Consider the following 13,048-nt stretch of genomic DNA (forward strand, 5'->3'; position numbering starts at 1 on the left):
AAGAAACGGGACCATTCACCGCATTCCGGTAATTCATGCCCGCAATTGCCGCGCAGCGCATTGTTTTCCGCCTGGGGAAACACCCGATTTTTTTGCGAACGGTCGTACCAGGATGATAGAGCCTTTTTGCCGTGACGCTTGCCCAGCAAGGCGATGCGGCGAAGCAACGGCTCCGCGCTCAGCGTCGAAAAAAGCTTTTGCGTTTAAAAGGACGGCAACTGTCCGTGCCATGCGCGCGCAATGAAAATCACGCTGTTTGAATCAGCCTTTTTAGACGGCTCATTCAATTGACAGCGAATAAACGCACAGCAAAATGACTCCGCACAATTACATGAAGGGAGACAGCAGCATGTCGCACGCCATGACACGCGGCCTGGCAATGGCCATTGCCGCAGCGCCGTTCCTGATTGCTTGCGGAGGCGGCAAGGCCGGCGATCCGAGCCCGGTCACGCCGACGCAATGTTCGGGCGCGAGCTGCGGCACGCAAGGCGCGCCGACCTCGAGCGCGACGACGGCCACGCTGTGTCCCGATACCGCCGATATCGTCAAAAGCACCTACCTCGGCGGCGCCGGCAGCGGCGAAGTCGTGCAGCTGAACATCGACGCCACCGCGATGACCTACACGCTGAAGTGGCTCGAGTCGCCGATTCCGCTGACCAGCGCCAGCGTGTCCATCACCCGCAAGGGCACGCAGATCGCCGGCCCGGTGATCCACCCGCCGGCGGGCATGCTGCCGACCGACGAACAGACGCGCTGCGCATTCATCCTCGGCGCGGGCAGCGGCACCGCATCGGACGGCACGACCTACACGACGCCCAGCTTCGTGAACAACCCGAATCCGCCGATGGTGCTGGTCGGCAAGGGCGTCGCGGGCGGCGGCATCCCCGGCGCGACGGTCGAATACGCGGGCATCAACCTCGTCGTGACGACGCTCGGCGCGGTCACCAAGCGCCACTTCGATTTCTATCCGTTCCTCGGCTTCGCGAGCACGACCACCGACCTGTCGCAGCTGCCCGGCACCTACAACGCGCTGCTGTACCACCTGTCGCCGACCGCGAACTACGAAACGATCGCGACCAACGCGGTCGAGACCTTCGACGCGAGCGGCAACTGCACGTCGTCGAGCTCGACCGGCTGTCTGTCGACCGGTAACGCGCTGACGCTGAACAGCAACGGCTACTTCGACAGCAGCAAACCGCCGCAGATCGTGCCCGGCACCGGCGCCGCTGCCAACCCGCTGCGCACCGGCAACTACGGCACCGCGCACATGATCCTCGGCCAGCTGAACGGCGCGACGGTCCCGCTGGTGGTGCGCACCGGCCTCGCCAATCCGGACACGCTGCAGGTCGACGACGAATCCGGCATCGCGATGCTCGCCGCGGCGACGCCGCTCGCCTCGGGCGGCTTCGACGGCGGCTACGTCGGCGCGGATTCGAACTTCAAGTACACCGCGACGCTGGTGCAGGGCGCGGCCGCGACCTTCATCAATCCGTCGACGTCGGCCCCGGAAAGCACGTTCGGCCTCAGCTACGGCGCGTCGACCCCGGGCCTCGTCAACGTGCTCGACGGCAACGGCAACGCCGGTCTCGCGATCGCATCGGGCGGGCTGTACGCGACCGTGATCCAGGGCAGCGAAAACGGCGGTATCGCGTCGACCTCGGCCAACCCGGATACGCCGAGCGCGCCGTACTTCGGCATCGGCGCGCAGATCAGCAAATAAGCGGCAAACAAGCGGCAAAGGACCGGCCGCGCGCAACGCGCGGCCGCCCCGCTGGCGGCGGGACACCGCAGTGGGACATATCAGGCGGAAGGTGGCCGGACGCGGAGCCGGCCCCATACAACGACAACATTCGGGAGGCGGTATGAATTGGAGAATGGTTTCGGTGCTGGCGCTGTCCGCACCGTTGCTGGGGGCGTGCGGCGGTGGCGGCGGCAGTGACAACGGCGACGGACCGATGACCGAGACGCGGCTGTGTCCGTCGGCGCTCGACTACAACACGGTCTTCACCGGCGGCGGCGGCGACGGCGAGCTCGTCAAGCTGCAGCTCGACACGACCAGAATGACCTGGCAGATCAGCTACATCGAATCGCCGATACCGGCGACCGCCGGCACCGTGATGCCGACCCGCGCGGGCCAGAGCGCGAGCGGCACGCTGACCCAGGAAACGCTGCTGCCGACCAACAAACTCAATCAATGCGCGTTCCGCCTGAACGGCGCGAGCCTCGATTCGACCCGGCCGGCGCGGATTTTCGTCGGTGAAGGCGTTGCCGGCGGCACGATTCCGGGCGCCGAAATCTCGTTCGGCGGGGTGCTCGGCGTCGGCGCGGTGCCCGATACCACGTTCCCGTACTACCCGTTCATCGGCTTCTCGTCGATTGAAACGAATCTCGCCAACGTCGCCGGCACCTACAACCAGGTCGGCTATCACCAGGTGCCGTCGCAGAAGTTCGCGCCGGTCGCGGTCGATTCGAAGATCACGATCAACGCCGACGGCACATGGAGCGAGTGCGACAACACCGGCGTCAATGCGGGTACCTGCCAGCAGCCGGGCGGCAACTTCAGCGCGGCCACCGACGGCAGCGGCGCGTTCCAGACCAATAACTTCCTCGGCCAGGCCAAGCCGACGCTCGCGGCCACCCCGAAAGCGCGCGGCTACATGATCGTCGGCAAGCTGAAGAACCAGCTGGTGCCGATCCTCGTGCGCACCGGCGCGGCCAACTCGTCGGCGACCACCGCGGTCAACGGCGAAACCGGCCCGTACGCCGACGACGAATCGGGCATCTCGATCCTCTCGCCGCAGACCGCGACCACGGTGAACGCGCAGAACGGCGAGTACATCGGCGTCGACAGCCAGTTTGACTACCGGACCACCGCGCTCGAAGGCACCGAGGCGACGCTGCTCGATCCGTTCAACGCGTCGCAGGCATCGCTCGCGACCGCGCTGAACCTCGACTTCACGCAGACCGTGCCGGGCGTCGTGACGACTTACAAGGTCGGCGCGTCCACCGGCACCAAGGCGACCGGCAAGATGATCTTCACCGGCGGCGTGTTCGGCTACCTCGACATGACCGACGCGTCCTCGCCGTACTTCACGATCGGCGCCTTCGTCCAGTAATGGCCACCCGCGGCGGCGCCGGCGTGCAGGCCGGCGTCCGCACCGCGGTTGCCGCGTTGCGCTGCGCTGCCCTCGCGGGGCGCGCAGCGGGCGACGCGGCGACCGCCGCCCCCCCGAACATCCAGCGCGGCGGCCCGGCCGACGCGCGCCGCCGCCCGTCGCGCGCCATGCCGGCCGGGCGTCTGAGGAGAAATACGATGAAAAAGCTCTGTCTCGCGCTACTGGCGATGCTGTTGTCGGCCAGTGCGTACGCCCAGCGTGCGGGCGACAACGTCGCCGTGCTCGGCTGGTTCCACGTGATGCCGCAGGATTCGAGCACGCCGCTCACGACCCACGTCGCGCCGACGCCGATCAACACGCCGCTGCGGCTGCCGGATCAGTTCACCTCGGCGGGCACGGGTCTGTCGACCAATTCCGCGAACACGGTCGGTCTGGTGTTCAGCCACTACCTGACCGATCACATCGCGGTCACGACCGTCGCCGGTATCCCGCCGACCTTCAAGATCTACGGTCACGGCGTGATCAAGCCGCCGGGACCGGCCGGCGCGCTCGGCCAGCAGAACCTGGGCGACCCGCAGGCCAATCCGATCGTCAAAAGCGTGCGGCAGTGGAGCCCGGCGCTGATGTTCCAGTACTACTTCAACGAGCCGACCGCGAAGCTGCGGCCGTTCCTCGGCATCGGCGTGTCGTACAACTGGTTCTCCGACATCCAGCTGAGCCCGAATTTCGTCAAAGCGACTCAGGAAAATCTCGGTGCGGTGCTCGCCGCGGGCGCGGGCAAGAGCGGGACGACGCAGGTGTCGGCGAAGGCGTCGTCGTCGTGGGCGCCGGTGTTCAACGCGGGTCTCGCGTACAACCTCACCGATCATTGGGGGCTGGTGGCGTCGGTCACCTATATCCCGCTGAAGACGACCTCGTCGGTGATCATCAAGGCGGCGGACGGGACCGAGCTGGGGGTGTCGAAGGCGGATCTGAGCGCGAATCCGATCATTTCCTTCCTGGCGGTGTCGTACAAGTTCTGACGGCGCTACCGCGCTGCCCGGATTGCGGGCAAAAAAAAGCCCGCCTAGGTTGGCGGGCTGAATCCATATCAGAGGAGACATGGAGGAGACAAGAAGAACTATAGCAAACCGCTTGGTGCGACGCAACATGCAAATTAGGGTTGACCCTCAATGTTGCTTACATACAACGGTCATATTGCATAGTGCCCGGCTGCTCCCCTCCTCCCGCTGCCGGCGGCGCCTAGTGGCGCACCAGCGCCATCATCGCGCCGAAACCGACGAATACGCCGCCGGTCAGCCGGTTGAACGCCCGCGCGACGCTGCGGCTCTTCAGCTTCGAGCCGATGCGCGTGCCGAAGCCTCCGTAGACCAGATACCAGCTGACTTCGATCGCCGCGAAGGTCGCGACCAGCACGCCGAACTGCGGCAGCTTCGGCTCGCTCGCGTCGATGAACTGCGGCAGCAGCGCGGCCGCGAACAGAATCGCCTTCGGGTTGCTGCCGGCGACCAGAAAGCCGTTGCGGAATAGCGCGAAGCGCGAGCGCGCGGGTTTGGCCGACTGCTCGTCGAGATTCTGCGCGGCGGCTTCGTCGACCGGCGCGCGCCAGGCCTTGATACCGAGGTAGACGAGATAAGCCGCGCCGATCAGGCGCAGCGCGTTGAACATCGCCGGCCAGGCGGCCAGCACCACGCCGAGCCCCGCCGCCGACACCGCCAGCATCAGCACCAGCGCCGACAGACAGCCCGCCATCGTCGCGCTGGCGCGGCGCAGGCCGTGCTGCGCGCCGTGCGTCATCACCAGCAACATGTTGGGACCGGGAATCGCGGACACGACGAAGACGGTGGCGACGAACAGCCACCAAGTATGCAGAGTCATCGGAACTTGGGGGAATTTAGAGAAATCGGGCGGCTATTATGCCTTGCCGCCCGACCCGGCTGGATGCGGCTGCTTTTGGCCGCTTTTCGCCGCGGGGAAATGCGGCCTGGAGCGGGTGCCGGAAGCCTGGAGCCGAGCGCCGGGCACAGCTATCCGGCGCCCGCCTTCGCCCGTTAGCGCCCAGCCCGCCGCGCCGCGACCTGACCCAGCACCGCGAAGTCCTTTTCGCCGTCGCCGTGCGCGACCGCTTCGATCAGGCTGTCGCGCACCACACTCGCGACCGGCATCGGCGTGGTCACCGCATCTGCGGCGGCCAGCGCGAGGCGGATGTCCTTCAGGCCGAGGCGCGCCTTGAACAGCGCCGGTTCGAATTGCTGGTCGGCGATCAGCTTGCCGTAGCCCGCATACACCGGCCCCGGGAACAGGCCGCTGGTGATTACGTCGAGGAAGTCCTGCATCGCCAGACCGTGGCCGGTGACCAGCGCCGCGGCTTCACCGAGCGTCTCGATCGCCGCGCCGAGCATGAAGTTCGCGCCGAGCTTCATCACGTTCGCCTGCTGCGGCAGCGAACCGATACGCCAGGTTTTCTGGCCGATCACGTCGAACAACGGCTGGAGCCGGTCGATCGACTCGGCCGGCCCGCCCGCGACGATCGTCAGCTTGCCGGCCGCCGCCACGTCCGGGCGGCCGAGCACCGGCGCGGCGACGTAGTGCACGCCGCGCGATGCGTGCGCGGTCGCGAGTTCTTCGGCGAGCGCGACCGAAATCGTCGCCATATTCGCGTGAATCAGACCGCGCGGCGCGTGCTCGAGCAGCGACGCGGTGATGACCTCGCGCAGTGCGGCATCGTCGGCCAGCATCGAGAACACGGCGTCGCCCGCAAACGCTTCGGCCGGCGTCGCGACGACCTGCGCGCCGAGTGCCGCCAGCGGCTGGGCTTTCTCCGGCGAGCGGTTCCACACGCGCACCTGGTGCCCGGCTTTCAGAATGTTTGCAACCATCGCGGCGCCCATCTCGCCGAGACCGATAAAACCGATGTCCATCTATCGCTCCGTCAACTAAAGAACCCGAAGTAAAGCACACTCATGCGACATGCGCAGGACAACGCGCAACACGGACGGTGCGATACTGCCGGGATGGTCACCGCGACTTTCCGCTTCTACGAGGAGCTGAACGACTTTCTCGCCCGCCAGTTGCGCCGGCGCGAGTTCGCCTGCGTGTGCGCGCGCGGGGCGACCACCAAGCACATGATCGAAGTGCTCGGCGTGCCGCATACCGAGGTCGAGCTGATTCTGGTGAACGGCGTGTCGGTCGGCTTCGATCATCCCGTCGCGGACGGCGATCGCATCGCCGTCTATCCGAAGTTCGAAGCGCTCGATATCCAGCCGCTCCTGCGCGTGCGCGAACGGCCGCTGCGGGTACTGCGCTTCATCGCCGACGCGCATCTCGGCGGCCTTGCGCCGCTGCTGCGTCTGGCGGGTTTCGATACGCTCTACGACAACCACTACCCCGATGCCGATATCGAGGCGCTCGCCGCCGCGCAACAGCGCATCGTGCTGACGCGCGACCGCGAGCTGCTGAAACGCCGCAACATCACGCATGGCTGCTACGTGCGCGCGCTGCGCCCGCGCGAGCAGTTGCGCGAAGTGTTCGAGCGGCTCGATCTGGCGCGCAGCGCGCAACCGTTCCGGCTGTGCCTGATGTGCAACGCGCCGCTGCGACGCATCGCGCGCGAGGAAGCGGGGCCGCGGGTGCCGCACGGCGTGTTGCAGCGGCATAGCCGCTTCGTCACCTGCGACGTGTGCCAGCGGATCTTCTGGGAAGGCACGCATTGGCAAAGGATGCGCGCATTGATGGACAGCGTGTCAGCGCCGCCGGCGCAGCGCGCGGACTGACATCGGCGCACGCAGATGATTCGCTCACCCTGCCCTTACCCCGCACTCACGATGCGCGTCGCGGCAGACCGCATGGCGCCACCGCTTGCGCGGCTGCGTACAATGCTGGCTTATTTACCTCGCAGAGGCCTTCCAGATGGCGATGAAAAAAACCGACCTTGAAAAGAACAAGGCGCTGAAACTGAACAACGCAATGAAGCAGGCGGGTGCGAACCGCGCCGGCAAGGGCAGCGCGACCGCACCGGTCGCCGACCGGCGCGAACAGCGCAAGCTCGATCAGGCGCAAGGCCTCGTCGCATTCGCGTGCAAGCTCAACGGCGACCTCGTGAACGAACTGAAGACGCGCGCGGCCACGCATCCGGACGGCCTGAACGGTCTGCTGGACGAAGTGATCCGGCGCGGCCTGGCGGGCTGATCGTCGGGTCGAGCGTGACATAAGCGGCGTAGAAGCGGCGCAAAACGCGCCGCGGATGCAAAAAGGCCAGAGCTTTCGCTCTGGCCTTTTTGCTGGCAACCCGGTTCACAACCGGCTGCCGCGGGCGGCGAACCGCACGACGCAAGAACCGCTACGTCGCGTAGCGACGAGCGTGCGTCGGCTTAGTTTGCCGTGCCCTTGTCGTTCGTGCCTGCTGCCGAAGCTGCAGCTGCCACCGGCGCGCGCTTGCCGTGGGTCTTCAGCTGCTTGACGTGGTGCTTCTTCGGTGCGCTAGCAGCAGCGGCAGCCGGCGCAGCAGCTGCGTCCGATGCCTGTGCGAAAGCCTGAACGGAAACCAGCGCGAACGAAGCGGCTGCGAGCGAGACGATGACTTTTTTCATGTGTTGATCCCCAAACCTGACGACTGAGTCGAATGTGAATTGAAAACAACTGCACGGTAGAGCAGGCTGCGAGATGCCTTCAGCTCCCCGCGGGAGAGTATTACCCAAGCGTAGGCGGTTTGTCATGCGTAAAACTCGATATGTATTTTCCGGGAGACACCCTGCTTTCAGCGTGCTTTCAATTATTCAGTATTCCCTACCAGGGACAATACCTACCCCGGTGAAAGCGGCTTGCAGCGGGCGTTACCGCGGATGGCCGACACCGCGCTGACGCAGTGCGCGAGCCACGCTCAAACCAGATTGCGCAGCAGGCTCGCGGTTTCCTGCAGGGTCGGCAGCACGCGTTGCAGCGCCGCGTTCGCCGACTCGTCGCCGATCGCCATGCTGACGCTGATCGCCGCGACCACCACCCCATGCCGGTCGCGCAGCGGCACCGCGATGCCGCGCACGCCGACCTCGAGTTGCTGATCGGTGACCACGTAGCCGTTGCGGCGAATTTCGCCGAGCACTTCGCGCAGACGCTCGACCGTCGAATACGTGTACGGCGTAAACACCTTGATCGGATACGACGCCAGCCATTCGTCGATGCTGTCCGGCGCCTGAAACGCGAGCAGCACCAGCCCCGCCGACGACAACGGCGCCGGCGCCCGCGAGCCGGTGACGAAGCCGACCGCCATCGCGCGATTGACGCCGTTGCGCGCGACATACACGACGTCGTGTTCATCGAGGATCGCGACCAGCGCGGTCTCCTGCACGGTCGCGGTGATCCGCTGCAAAAACGGCTGCACGGTGCGCGGCAGGCGCGCCGAATCCAGATACGACTGACCGAGCCGCAGCACGCGCGGCGCGAGCCAGAACAGCTTGCCGTCGGTGTCGACGTAGCCGAGTTCGCGCAGCGTCAGCAGATAACGGCGCGCGGCCGTGCGCGAGAGGCCGGCGCGGATGGCGACCATCGTCGGCGTCATGCGCGCGTGCTCTTCGTCGAATGCTTCGATGATCGCGAGCGCTTTCGCGGCGCCCGCGATCCAGTCCTTGTCGTCCATCGTGTTTTATCCGTGCGCGGTTGGCGGGATCTCGCGGTTGGGCCGGAGCGCGGGTGATCGATGGAAGTATCGAGCGCGCATCGGCGGCGCACAGTCGCGCGGCTCCAGCCGTTGCGCGATTATCGCGCGAGTCGTGCGGCGTGCCTGGCGGTTGCGCGGCCCGCGTATCATGTGAGCGACTGCTTACCGGCAGCGCGCCGCGTGCCAACGTCGCGTGTTTCGCCGGCACGATCCACCGCTCAAAACCACAACAACACCTTGAATCCCGATACCCGCCAACACCTGCGCGCCAACGTGCTGATGCTGATCGCCGCGCTGATCTGGGGCTCCGCGTTCGTCGCGCAGCGCCTGAGTCTCGATGCGATCGGCCCGTTTCTGTTCACCGGTCTGCGTTTTCTGCTCGGCGCACTGGTCGTGCTGACGATGATCGTCTGCGTGCGCCGCTCCGCGCTCGCCGAACTGACGAAGCGCGAACCGGGCGGCGCCCGCGAACTGCTCGGCGCGGGCGCGTTGCTCGGCGTGGTGCTGGCGGTGTCGATTTCGTTGCAGCAAATCGGCCTGCAATACACGAAGATCGCCAACGCGGGCTTCATCAGCTCGCTGTACGTGGTGATCGTGCCGCTGCTCGGCGTGCTGTTGCGCCATAAGACCGGTCCCGGCACGTGGCTCGGCGCGGTGCTCGCGGCGCTCGGCATGTACTTCCTGAGCGTCGACGAACATTTCTCGATGCTGTACGGCGACTGGTTCCAGCTGGCCGGCGCGCTGGCGATTTCGTTACAGATGATGCTGGTCGGCCGCTTCGCCGCGCGCCACGACACCTTGATGCTCGCGCTCGTGCAGTTCGTGACCTGCGGGCTCGTGTGTCTCGCGATCGGGCTCGCGCTCGAACCGCTCAGCGCGGCGATTATCGTCCGCGCGGCGCCGACGATCGTTTACGGCGGAGCGTTGTCGGTCGGGGTCGCGTATACGATCCAGGTGGTCGCGCAGCGCTATGCGGCGCCGTCGCACGCGGCGGTGATCTTCAGCATGGAAGGCGTGTTCGCGGCGTTCGCCGGCTGGCTGGTGCTCGGCGAAACCTTGACGGCGCGCGCACTGTTCGGCTGTGCGCTGATGCTCGCGGGTTTGATCGTGTGTCAGGTGTTGCCCGGCTGGAAACGCGGCCGGGAGCGCGTGTCGAAGGCGGCTTGAGCGACGTTGTAAACGTCGTGTGAGCGTGCGGAGTTAACGCCGGCTGTATCGCGGCCGCCGGCTATGCCGCGCGCGGATGCGCGAACAGACTCCGCGTATCGGCGGTCGGCGGAAACACGCACCAGCAGCCGTCGTCGTGGCGGAAGAAAAACAGCCCTCGACGGCCCTCCTGCGGTGACGTCTCGACTCTCACATAACGCCGCCCGCCCATTCGCGTGCGGCTGAATTCGGTCACGTGAACCGGCTCGGATGGCGACGGCGCCAGCCACTTCTCGACCAGAAACCGCAACGAGCGTTCGCTTGCGGCTCTCATGACCGGCTCCGGAACAGCTTGTCGCGATAGGCGTCGCGGGTGGATTCGGTGTTCTCGTCATCGGCGGCGATATCTTCGTCGGCCTCGGCGCTTGCCAGCGCTATCGCGCGGTTGGTCGCGGCGGCCCGTAACGTACTGCAATGGGCCGCATGCCGAAGGTCCGAAAGAAGCCGGACGAGCTGTCGTGCTGATCTGCGTTTCATACATCCCCCCGCACTGCACCAAGAACCTCACAAAGCACTTTAACTCTATGCCTGATTTGGCCGTTGGCTAAACGGATTTAGCGAAATAGCAACAGTTGCGTTTGCAAAAAGTAAACACGCAATCTTTGTTCCGTGTTCTCACTATGCGCGCGGGGTTAACCGGATTCTGTGCGTTAACGAGCGCTTCGCGGTGCGCGAATCGTCCGTTCGGCCGCATTGGGAAAAGCGTTGCGAGGGCCAGGTTATCCACAGCGACCTCTGAACAACTCGGGGACAGCACGGCGAATAGCCTGTGCGTGGAATCTTGATAAGAGCAGGTGCCGGTTAACGTGCCTTCAAAGTTATCCCGGCCACGTAGTTTTTCTACAGCCGTGTTCCGCACGGTTATCGTTTCCGCATCGTGTTGATGCGATAAGGGATTTGGGAGTTATCCACAGAAACGGGTGCCCTTTGTTAACTACTACTATGTATGTATACGTATTAAGTAAACCCCATAAGGTAAACGTCGCTGCATGGGGTTAACGGCTGATCAGTGCTTGATCAGCCCCAACACATTTGGTGTTCTTGTTGGTTTACCGGGTTAACGGTTTACGGGGCGAGCGTCGCGCCGCTCGCCGGTTCGATCGCGGCAGCCTGGTCGATCGGGTCGAGGAGCTGGTTAACCGGAGCGGGTGCGGGGGACTGCATTACGGTGCGTGCCGACGGTTGGATTGCCACGGGTGTGGTGATCTGGACCGGCGTTGGCGATGTGATCTGCACCGTTGCGGGAATCGATGACAGCGTTGCTGCGGGCACTGTGATCTGGACAGGGATGGTTTGCGTCGGCTGGATCACTGCGGGTGCAGTTATCTGCTCCGGCGCTGTGACCTGAACCGGTGCGCTCATTTGAGCCTGGGCCGGGGCCGGCACTGCCGCCGGCGCACTCGTCGTGACCGGAACCGCGGCGGGAATCGTCGTGAGCTGCAGCGGCGTCGCGACCTGCATCGGCAGCATGCGCGTTTCGATCGCGCTGCTCGTCACCGGCTGCGTGCGCACGACCGTCTGCAGATAGTGATCGACGAGCCCAAAGAACCGTTCATAGAACTTGCCCGACGGAATCGTCTCGCTCGAAATTTTCACCATCGCATCGCTATTCGAGCGGATCGGCAGCGATAGCGAACCGAGCACGCTGAGCCCGACGCTCGCCGATGTATCGCTCTTCTTCAGCGCAAAGCCGTTTTGCACGGCGTTCACATAAACGATGCTGCTGCTCGCAGCCTCTTCCCCCGGCGTGCAGACCACGTGAAATTCGACGACCACGTGGGTGTCGCTAGTCGGCTGGAAATTTTTCGTGCCGTCGACGGAATCGGGCCGCGACATCGTCGTCAGATAGCCCTGGCTCAGCAGCGCGCGACGCGCGGCTTCGCAGCTATCGATGGTGTTCGAATTGAAATTGCGCGCATACGGACTCGCGCCGGTTTCGAACATTTCCTGGGTGAATTTCGGTTGCGGCGTGCTGCTGCATGCCGCGAGCGCCAGCAGGCCGAATACGGCCGCGGCGGTGGAGCGGAAAAACGGGATCTGCATGGTCGATGGCAAGAAGCGCGTGGCGTGAACGCGAATGGGAATGCATTGTAGAGCGGCGATGTGAGCGTGCGTAAAAAGCGTGCAACGCCACGCCGGCGCCGCATTACGATGCATAACAGGGGCGGCAACAGGCGGACTCGCCGGCTTGGATGCTCTGGCCTGTCTTCTGGGAAAAAGTGCGATGAACCGCGCGAAAGGGATCAGCGGACCCGGCGAACGCGATTATTTCGACGCGCCGCGCGGCGAGCCCGACATAGAAGCCGAAGTCGAGCCCGAACCGGACGCCGATGCGGAACTGGACGAAACCGCGACCGCGGCCGACGCCGCCCGCGCGCCGCTCGCTACTGCATTAGCGGCGGGCGTAGCCGGCACGCTGAACGCATCGGCCCACGGATTCGCGCCGTCGCATCGATCGGCTTCACACGACGCGGCAGGGCCGCCGCCGGCTTGAGCTTTGTCCTGAGGCGCGGCAACCGCCGAGAAATCCTCCACGCGCAAAGTGACCTTCTGCGCGTACGCCTTCGAGCCACCGTAACTTTTCAGCGCGGCGTTCAGATCGCCGTTGGCCGAGCGCATGTAGCCGTACAGGATCGCCGAGCCCGCTTCGATGTTCGCGCCCGGCTCGGTCAGATCCTTCACGTTGCGCAGCAGTCCGCGATGCGCCTGTGGCACGACCTGCATCAGCCCGGTCGCGCCGTTGGCGCCGCGGGCTTTTTCCTTGAAGCGGGATTCGATCGAGATGATGGCGAGCAGCAGCGCCGGCGGGAGGGAGTATTTGGAAGCGGCGGATTGCACCGCGTCGGAGATCTTTTGCGCTTTGTCTTTGTTGAGCCCGAACTTGTGCGTCAGATACGTCGAAATCCGGTCGCTGTTTTCGTCGGCCGCGGCGGTTTGCGCGAGGCCGAGCGACAGCACGATCAGGCAAAGTAACCGGCTCATGACGGGGCGGAAGGTAACAAAGACCTGCGCATTATAGCGCCGGCACCCTGGCTGTCATCGGACCATCACAATTTTTGTCTTTTAAATCAAG

At 65.1% G+C, this 13,048-nt stretch carries 14 protein-coding genes; 6 read left to right on the forward strand and 8 right to left on the reverse strand.

The window, feature by feature from the left end; translation table 11 throughout:
- The first annotated feature begins 349 nt into the window (after window positions 1-349).
- From BTH42_RS22165 to BTH42_RS22175, 3 genes are all read left to right on the forward strand, one after another.
- Complete coding sequence (locus BTH42_RS22165) at window positions 350-1,720, forward strand: DUF2957 domain-containing protein (protein WP_075303371.1); 1,371 nt, start codon at window positions 350-352, stop codon at window positions 1,718-1,720.
- A 142-nt stretch (window positions 1,721-1,862) separates the two neighbouring features.
- Window positions 1,863-3,116 (forward strand): DUF2957 domain-containing protein, encoded by a 1,254-nt coding sequence (locus tag BTH42_RS22170; protein ID WP_075303309.1) that lies wholly within the window; start codon window positions 1,863-1,865, stop codon window positions 3,114-3,116.
- Window positions 3,117-3,313: 197 nt separating this feature from the next.
- Window positions 3,314-4,138: an OmpW family protein gene (locus BTH42_RS22175; protein WP_075303372.1), complete on the forward strand. Its 825-nt coding sequence runs from the start codon at window positions 3,314-3,316 to the stop codon at window positions 4,136-4,138.
- 220 nt (window positions 4,139-4,358) lie between these two features.
- Here BTH42_RS22175 and BTH42_RS22180 read toward each other — a convergent pair whose 3' ends face one another.
- Both BTH42_RS22180 and BTH42_RS22185 read right to left on the reverse strand, forming a co-directional pair.
- Window positions 4,359-4,994 carry a LysE family translocator gene (locus tag BTH42_RS22180; protein WP_075303310.1) on the reverse strand — a complete coding sequence of 212 codons (636 nt, stop codon included), beginning with the start codon at window positions 4,992-4,994 and terminating at the stop codon, window positions 4,359-4,361.
- Window positions 4,995-5,167: 173 nt separating this feature from the next.
- The gene (locus BTH42_RS22185; RefSeq protein WP_075303311.1) at window positions 5,168-6,037 is read right to left on the reverse strand and encodes an NAD(P)-dependent oxidoreductase; all 870 of its coding nucleotides are present in this window, start codon (window positions 6,035-6,037) and stop codon (window positions 5,168-5,170) included.
- A gap of 93 nt (window positions 6,038-6,130) precedes the next feature.
- On the opposite strand from BTH42_RS22185, the gene BTH42_RS22190 reads away from it, so the two are divergent.
- Together BTH42_RS22190 and BTH42_RS22195 are read left to right on the forward strand one after the other, a co-directional pair.
- Window positions 6,131-6,889 carry a Mut7-C RNAse domain-containing protein gene (locus BTH42_RS22190; RefSeq protein WP_075303312.1) on the forward strand — a complete coding sequence of 253 codons (759 nt, stop codon included), beginning with the start codon at window positions 6,131-6,133 and terminating at the stop codon, window positions 6,887-6,889.
- 136 nt (window positions 6,890-7,025) lie between these two features.
- Complete coding sequence (locus BTH42_RS22195) at window positions 7,026-7,304, forward strand: hypothetical protein (RefSeq protein ID WP_075303313.1); 279 nt, start codon at window positions 7,026-7,028, stop codon at window positions 7,302-7,304.
- A 182-nt stretch (window positions 7,305-7,486) separates the two neighbouring features.
- Here BTH42_RS22195 and BTH42_RS22200 read toward each other — a convergent pair whose 3' ends face one another.
- Both BTH42_RS22200 and BTH42_RS22205 read right to left on the reverse strand, forming a co-directional pair.
- Window positions 7,487-7,705 (reverse strand): hypothetical protein, encoded by a 219-nt coding sequence (locus BTH42_RS22200; RefSeq protein WP_075303373.1) that lies wholly within the window; start codon window positions 7,703-7,705, stop codon window positions 7,487-7,489.
- A gap of 290 nt (window positions 7,706-7,995) precedes the next feature.
- Window positions 7,996-8,748, reverse strand: coding sequence for an IclR family transcriptional regulator C-terminal domain-containing protein (locus tag BTH42_RS22205; RefSeq protein WP_075303314.1), 753 nt, complete (start codon window positions 8,746-8,748; stop codon window positions 7,996-7,998).
- Window positions 8,749-9,006: 258 nt separating this feature from the next.
- On the opposite strand from BTH42_RS22205, the gene BTH42_RS22210 reads away from it, so the two are divergent.
- Window positions 9,007-9,936 (forward strand): DMT family transporter, encoded by a 930-nt coding sequence (locus BTH42_RS22210; RefSeq protein ID WP_075303374.1) that lies wholly within the window; start codon window positions 9,007-9,009, stop codon window positions 9,934-9,936.
- Between the two features lie 61 nt (window positions 9,937-9,997).
- Here BTH42_RS22210 and BTH42_RS22215 read toward each other — a convergent pair whose 3' ends face one another.
- The 4 genes from BTH42_RS22215 to BTH42_RS22225 all read right to left on the reverse strand — a co-directional run bounded on the left by BTH42_RS22215 (window position 9,998) and on the right by BTH42_RS22225 (window position 12,957).
- The gene (locus tag BTH42_RS22215; RefSeq protein ID WP_075303315.1) at window positions 9,998-10,249 is read right to left on the reverse strand and encodes a hypothetical protein; all 252 of its coding nucleotides are present in this window, start codon (window positions 10,247-10,249) and stop codon (window positions 9,998-10,000) included.
- A complete protein-coding gene (locus tag BTH42_RS34925; protein WP_143752160.1) occupies window positions 10,246-10,452 on the reverse strand; it encodes a hypothetical protein in 207 nt (68 codons plus the stop codon). The genes BTH42_RS22215 and BTH42_RS34925 overlap by 4 nt, the downstream gene beginning before the upstream one ends.
- 588 nt (window positions 10,453-11,040) lie before the next feature.
- Window positions 11,041-12,018 carry a DUF2242 domain-containing protein gene (locus BTH42_RS22220; RefSeq protein ID WP_075303316.1) on the reverse strand — a complete coding sequence of 326 codons (978 nt, stop codon included), beginning with the start codon at window positions 12,016-12,018 and terminating at the stop codon, window positions 11,041-11,043.
- Between the two features lie 222 nt (window positions 12,019-12,240).
- The gene (locus BTH42_RS22225) at window positions 12,241-12,957 is read right to left on the reverse strand and encodes a lytic transglycosylase domain-containing protein (protein ID WP_075303317.1); all 717 of its coding nucleotides are present in this window, start codon (window positions 12,955-12,957) and stop codon (window positions 12,241-12,243) included.
- Window positions 12,958-13,048: the final 91 nt, after the last annotated feature.

It is taken from the genome of Burkholderia sp. SRS-W-2-2016 (genome assembly GCF_001931485.1).
Classification (GTDB): Bacteria; Pseudomonadota; Gammaproteobacteria; order Burkholderiales; family Burkholderiaceae; genus Paraburkholderia.

What these genes read in the sequence shown, in the direction of transcription:
- BTH42_RS22165 (WP_075303371.1), top strand. Translation starts at nt 350, where the DNA reads ATGTCGCACGCCATGACACGCGGCCTGGCAATGGCCATTGCCGCAGCG.
- BTH42_RS22170 (WP_075303309.1), top strand. Translation starts at nt 1,863, where the DNA reads ATGAATTGGAGAATGGTTTCGGTGCTGGCGCTGTCCGCACCGTTGCTG.
- BTH42_RS22175 (WP_075303372.1), top strand. Translation starts at nt 3,314, where the DNA reads ATGAAAAAGCTCTGTCTCGCGCTACTGGCGATGCTGTTGTCGGCCAGT.
- BTH42_RS22180 (WP_075303310.1), bottom strand. Translation starts at nt 4,994, where the DNA reads ATGACTCTGCATACTTGGTGGCTGTTCGTCGCCACCGTCTTCGTCGTG.
- BTH42_RS22185 (WP_075303311.1), bottom strand. Translation starts at nt 6,037, where the DNA reads ATGGACATCGGTTTTATCGGTCTCGGCGAGATGGGCGCCGCGATGGTT.
- BTH42_RS22190 (WP_075303312.1), top strand. Translation starts at nt 6,131, where the DNA reads ATGGTCACCGCGACTTTCCGCTTCTACGAGGAGCTGAACGACTTTCTC.
- BTH42_RS22195 (WP_075303313.1), top strand. Translation starts at nt 7,026, where the DNA reads ATGGCGATGAAAAAAACCGACCTTGAAAAGAACAAGGCGCTGAAACTG.
- BTH42_RS22200 (WP_075303373.1), bottom strand. Translation starts at nt 7,705, where the DNA reads ATGAAAAAAGTCATCGTCTCGCTCGCAGCCGCTTCGTTCGCGCTGGTT.
- BTH42_RS22205 (WP_075303314.1), bottom strand. Translation starts at nt 8,748, where the DNA reads ATGGACGACAAGGACTGGATCGCGGGCGCCGCGAAAGCGCTCGCGATC.
- BTH42_RS22215 (WP_075303315.1), bottom strand. Translation starts at nt 10,249, where the DNA reads ATGAGAGCCGCAAGCGAACGCTCGTTGCGGTTTCTGGTCGAGAAGTGG.
- BTH42_RS34925 (WP_143752160.1), bottom strand. Translation starts at nt 10,452, where the DNA reads ATGAAACGCAGATCAGCACGACAGCTCGTCCGGCTTCTTTCGGACCTT.
- BTH42_RS22220 (WP_075303316.1), bottom strand. Translation starts at nt 12,018, where the DNA reads ATGCAGATCCCGTTTTTCCGCTCCACCGCCGCGGCCGTATTCGGCCTG.
- BTH42_RS22225 (WP_075303317.1), bottom strand. Translation starts at nt 12,957, where the DNA reads ATGAGCCGGTTACTTTGCCTGATCGTGCTGTCGCTCGGCCTCGCGCAA.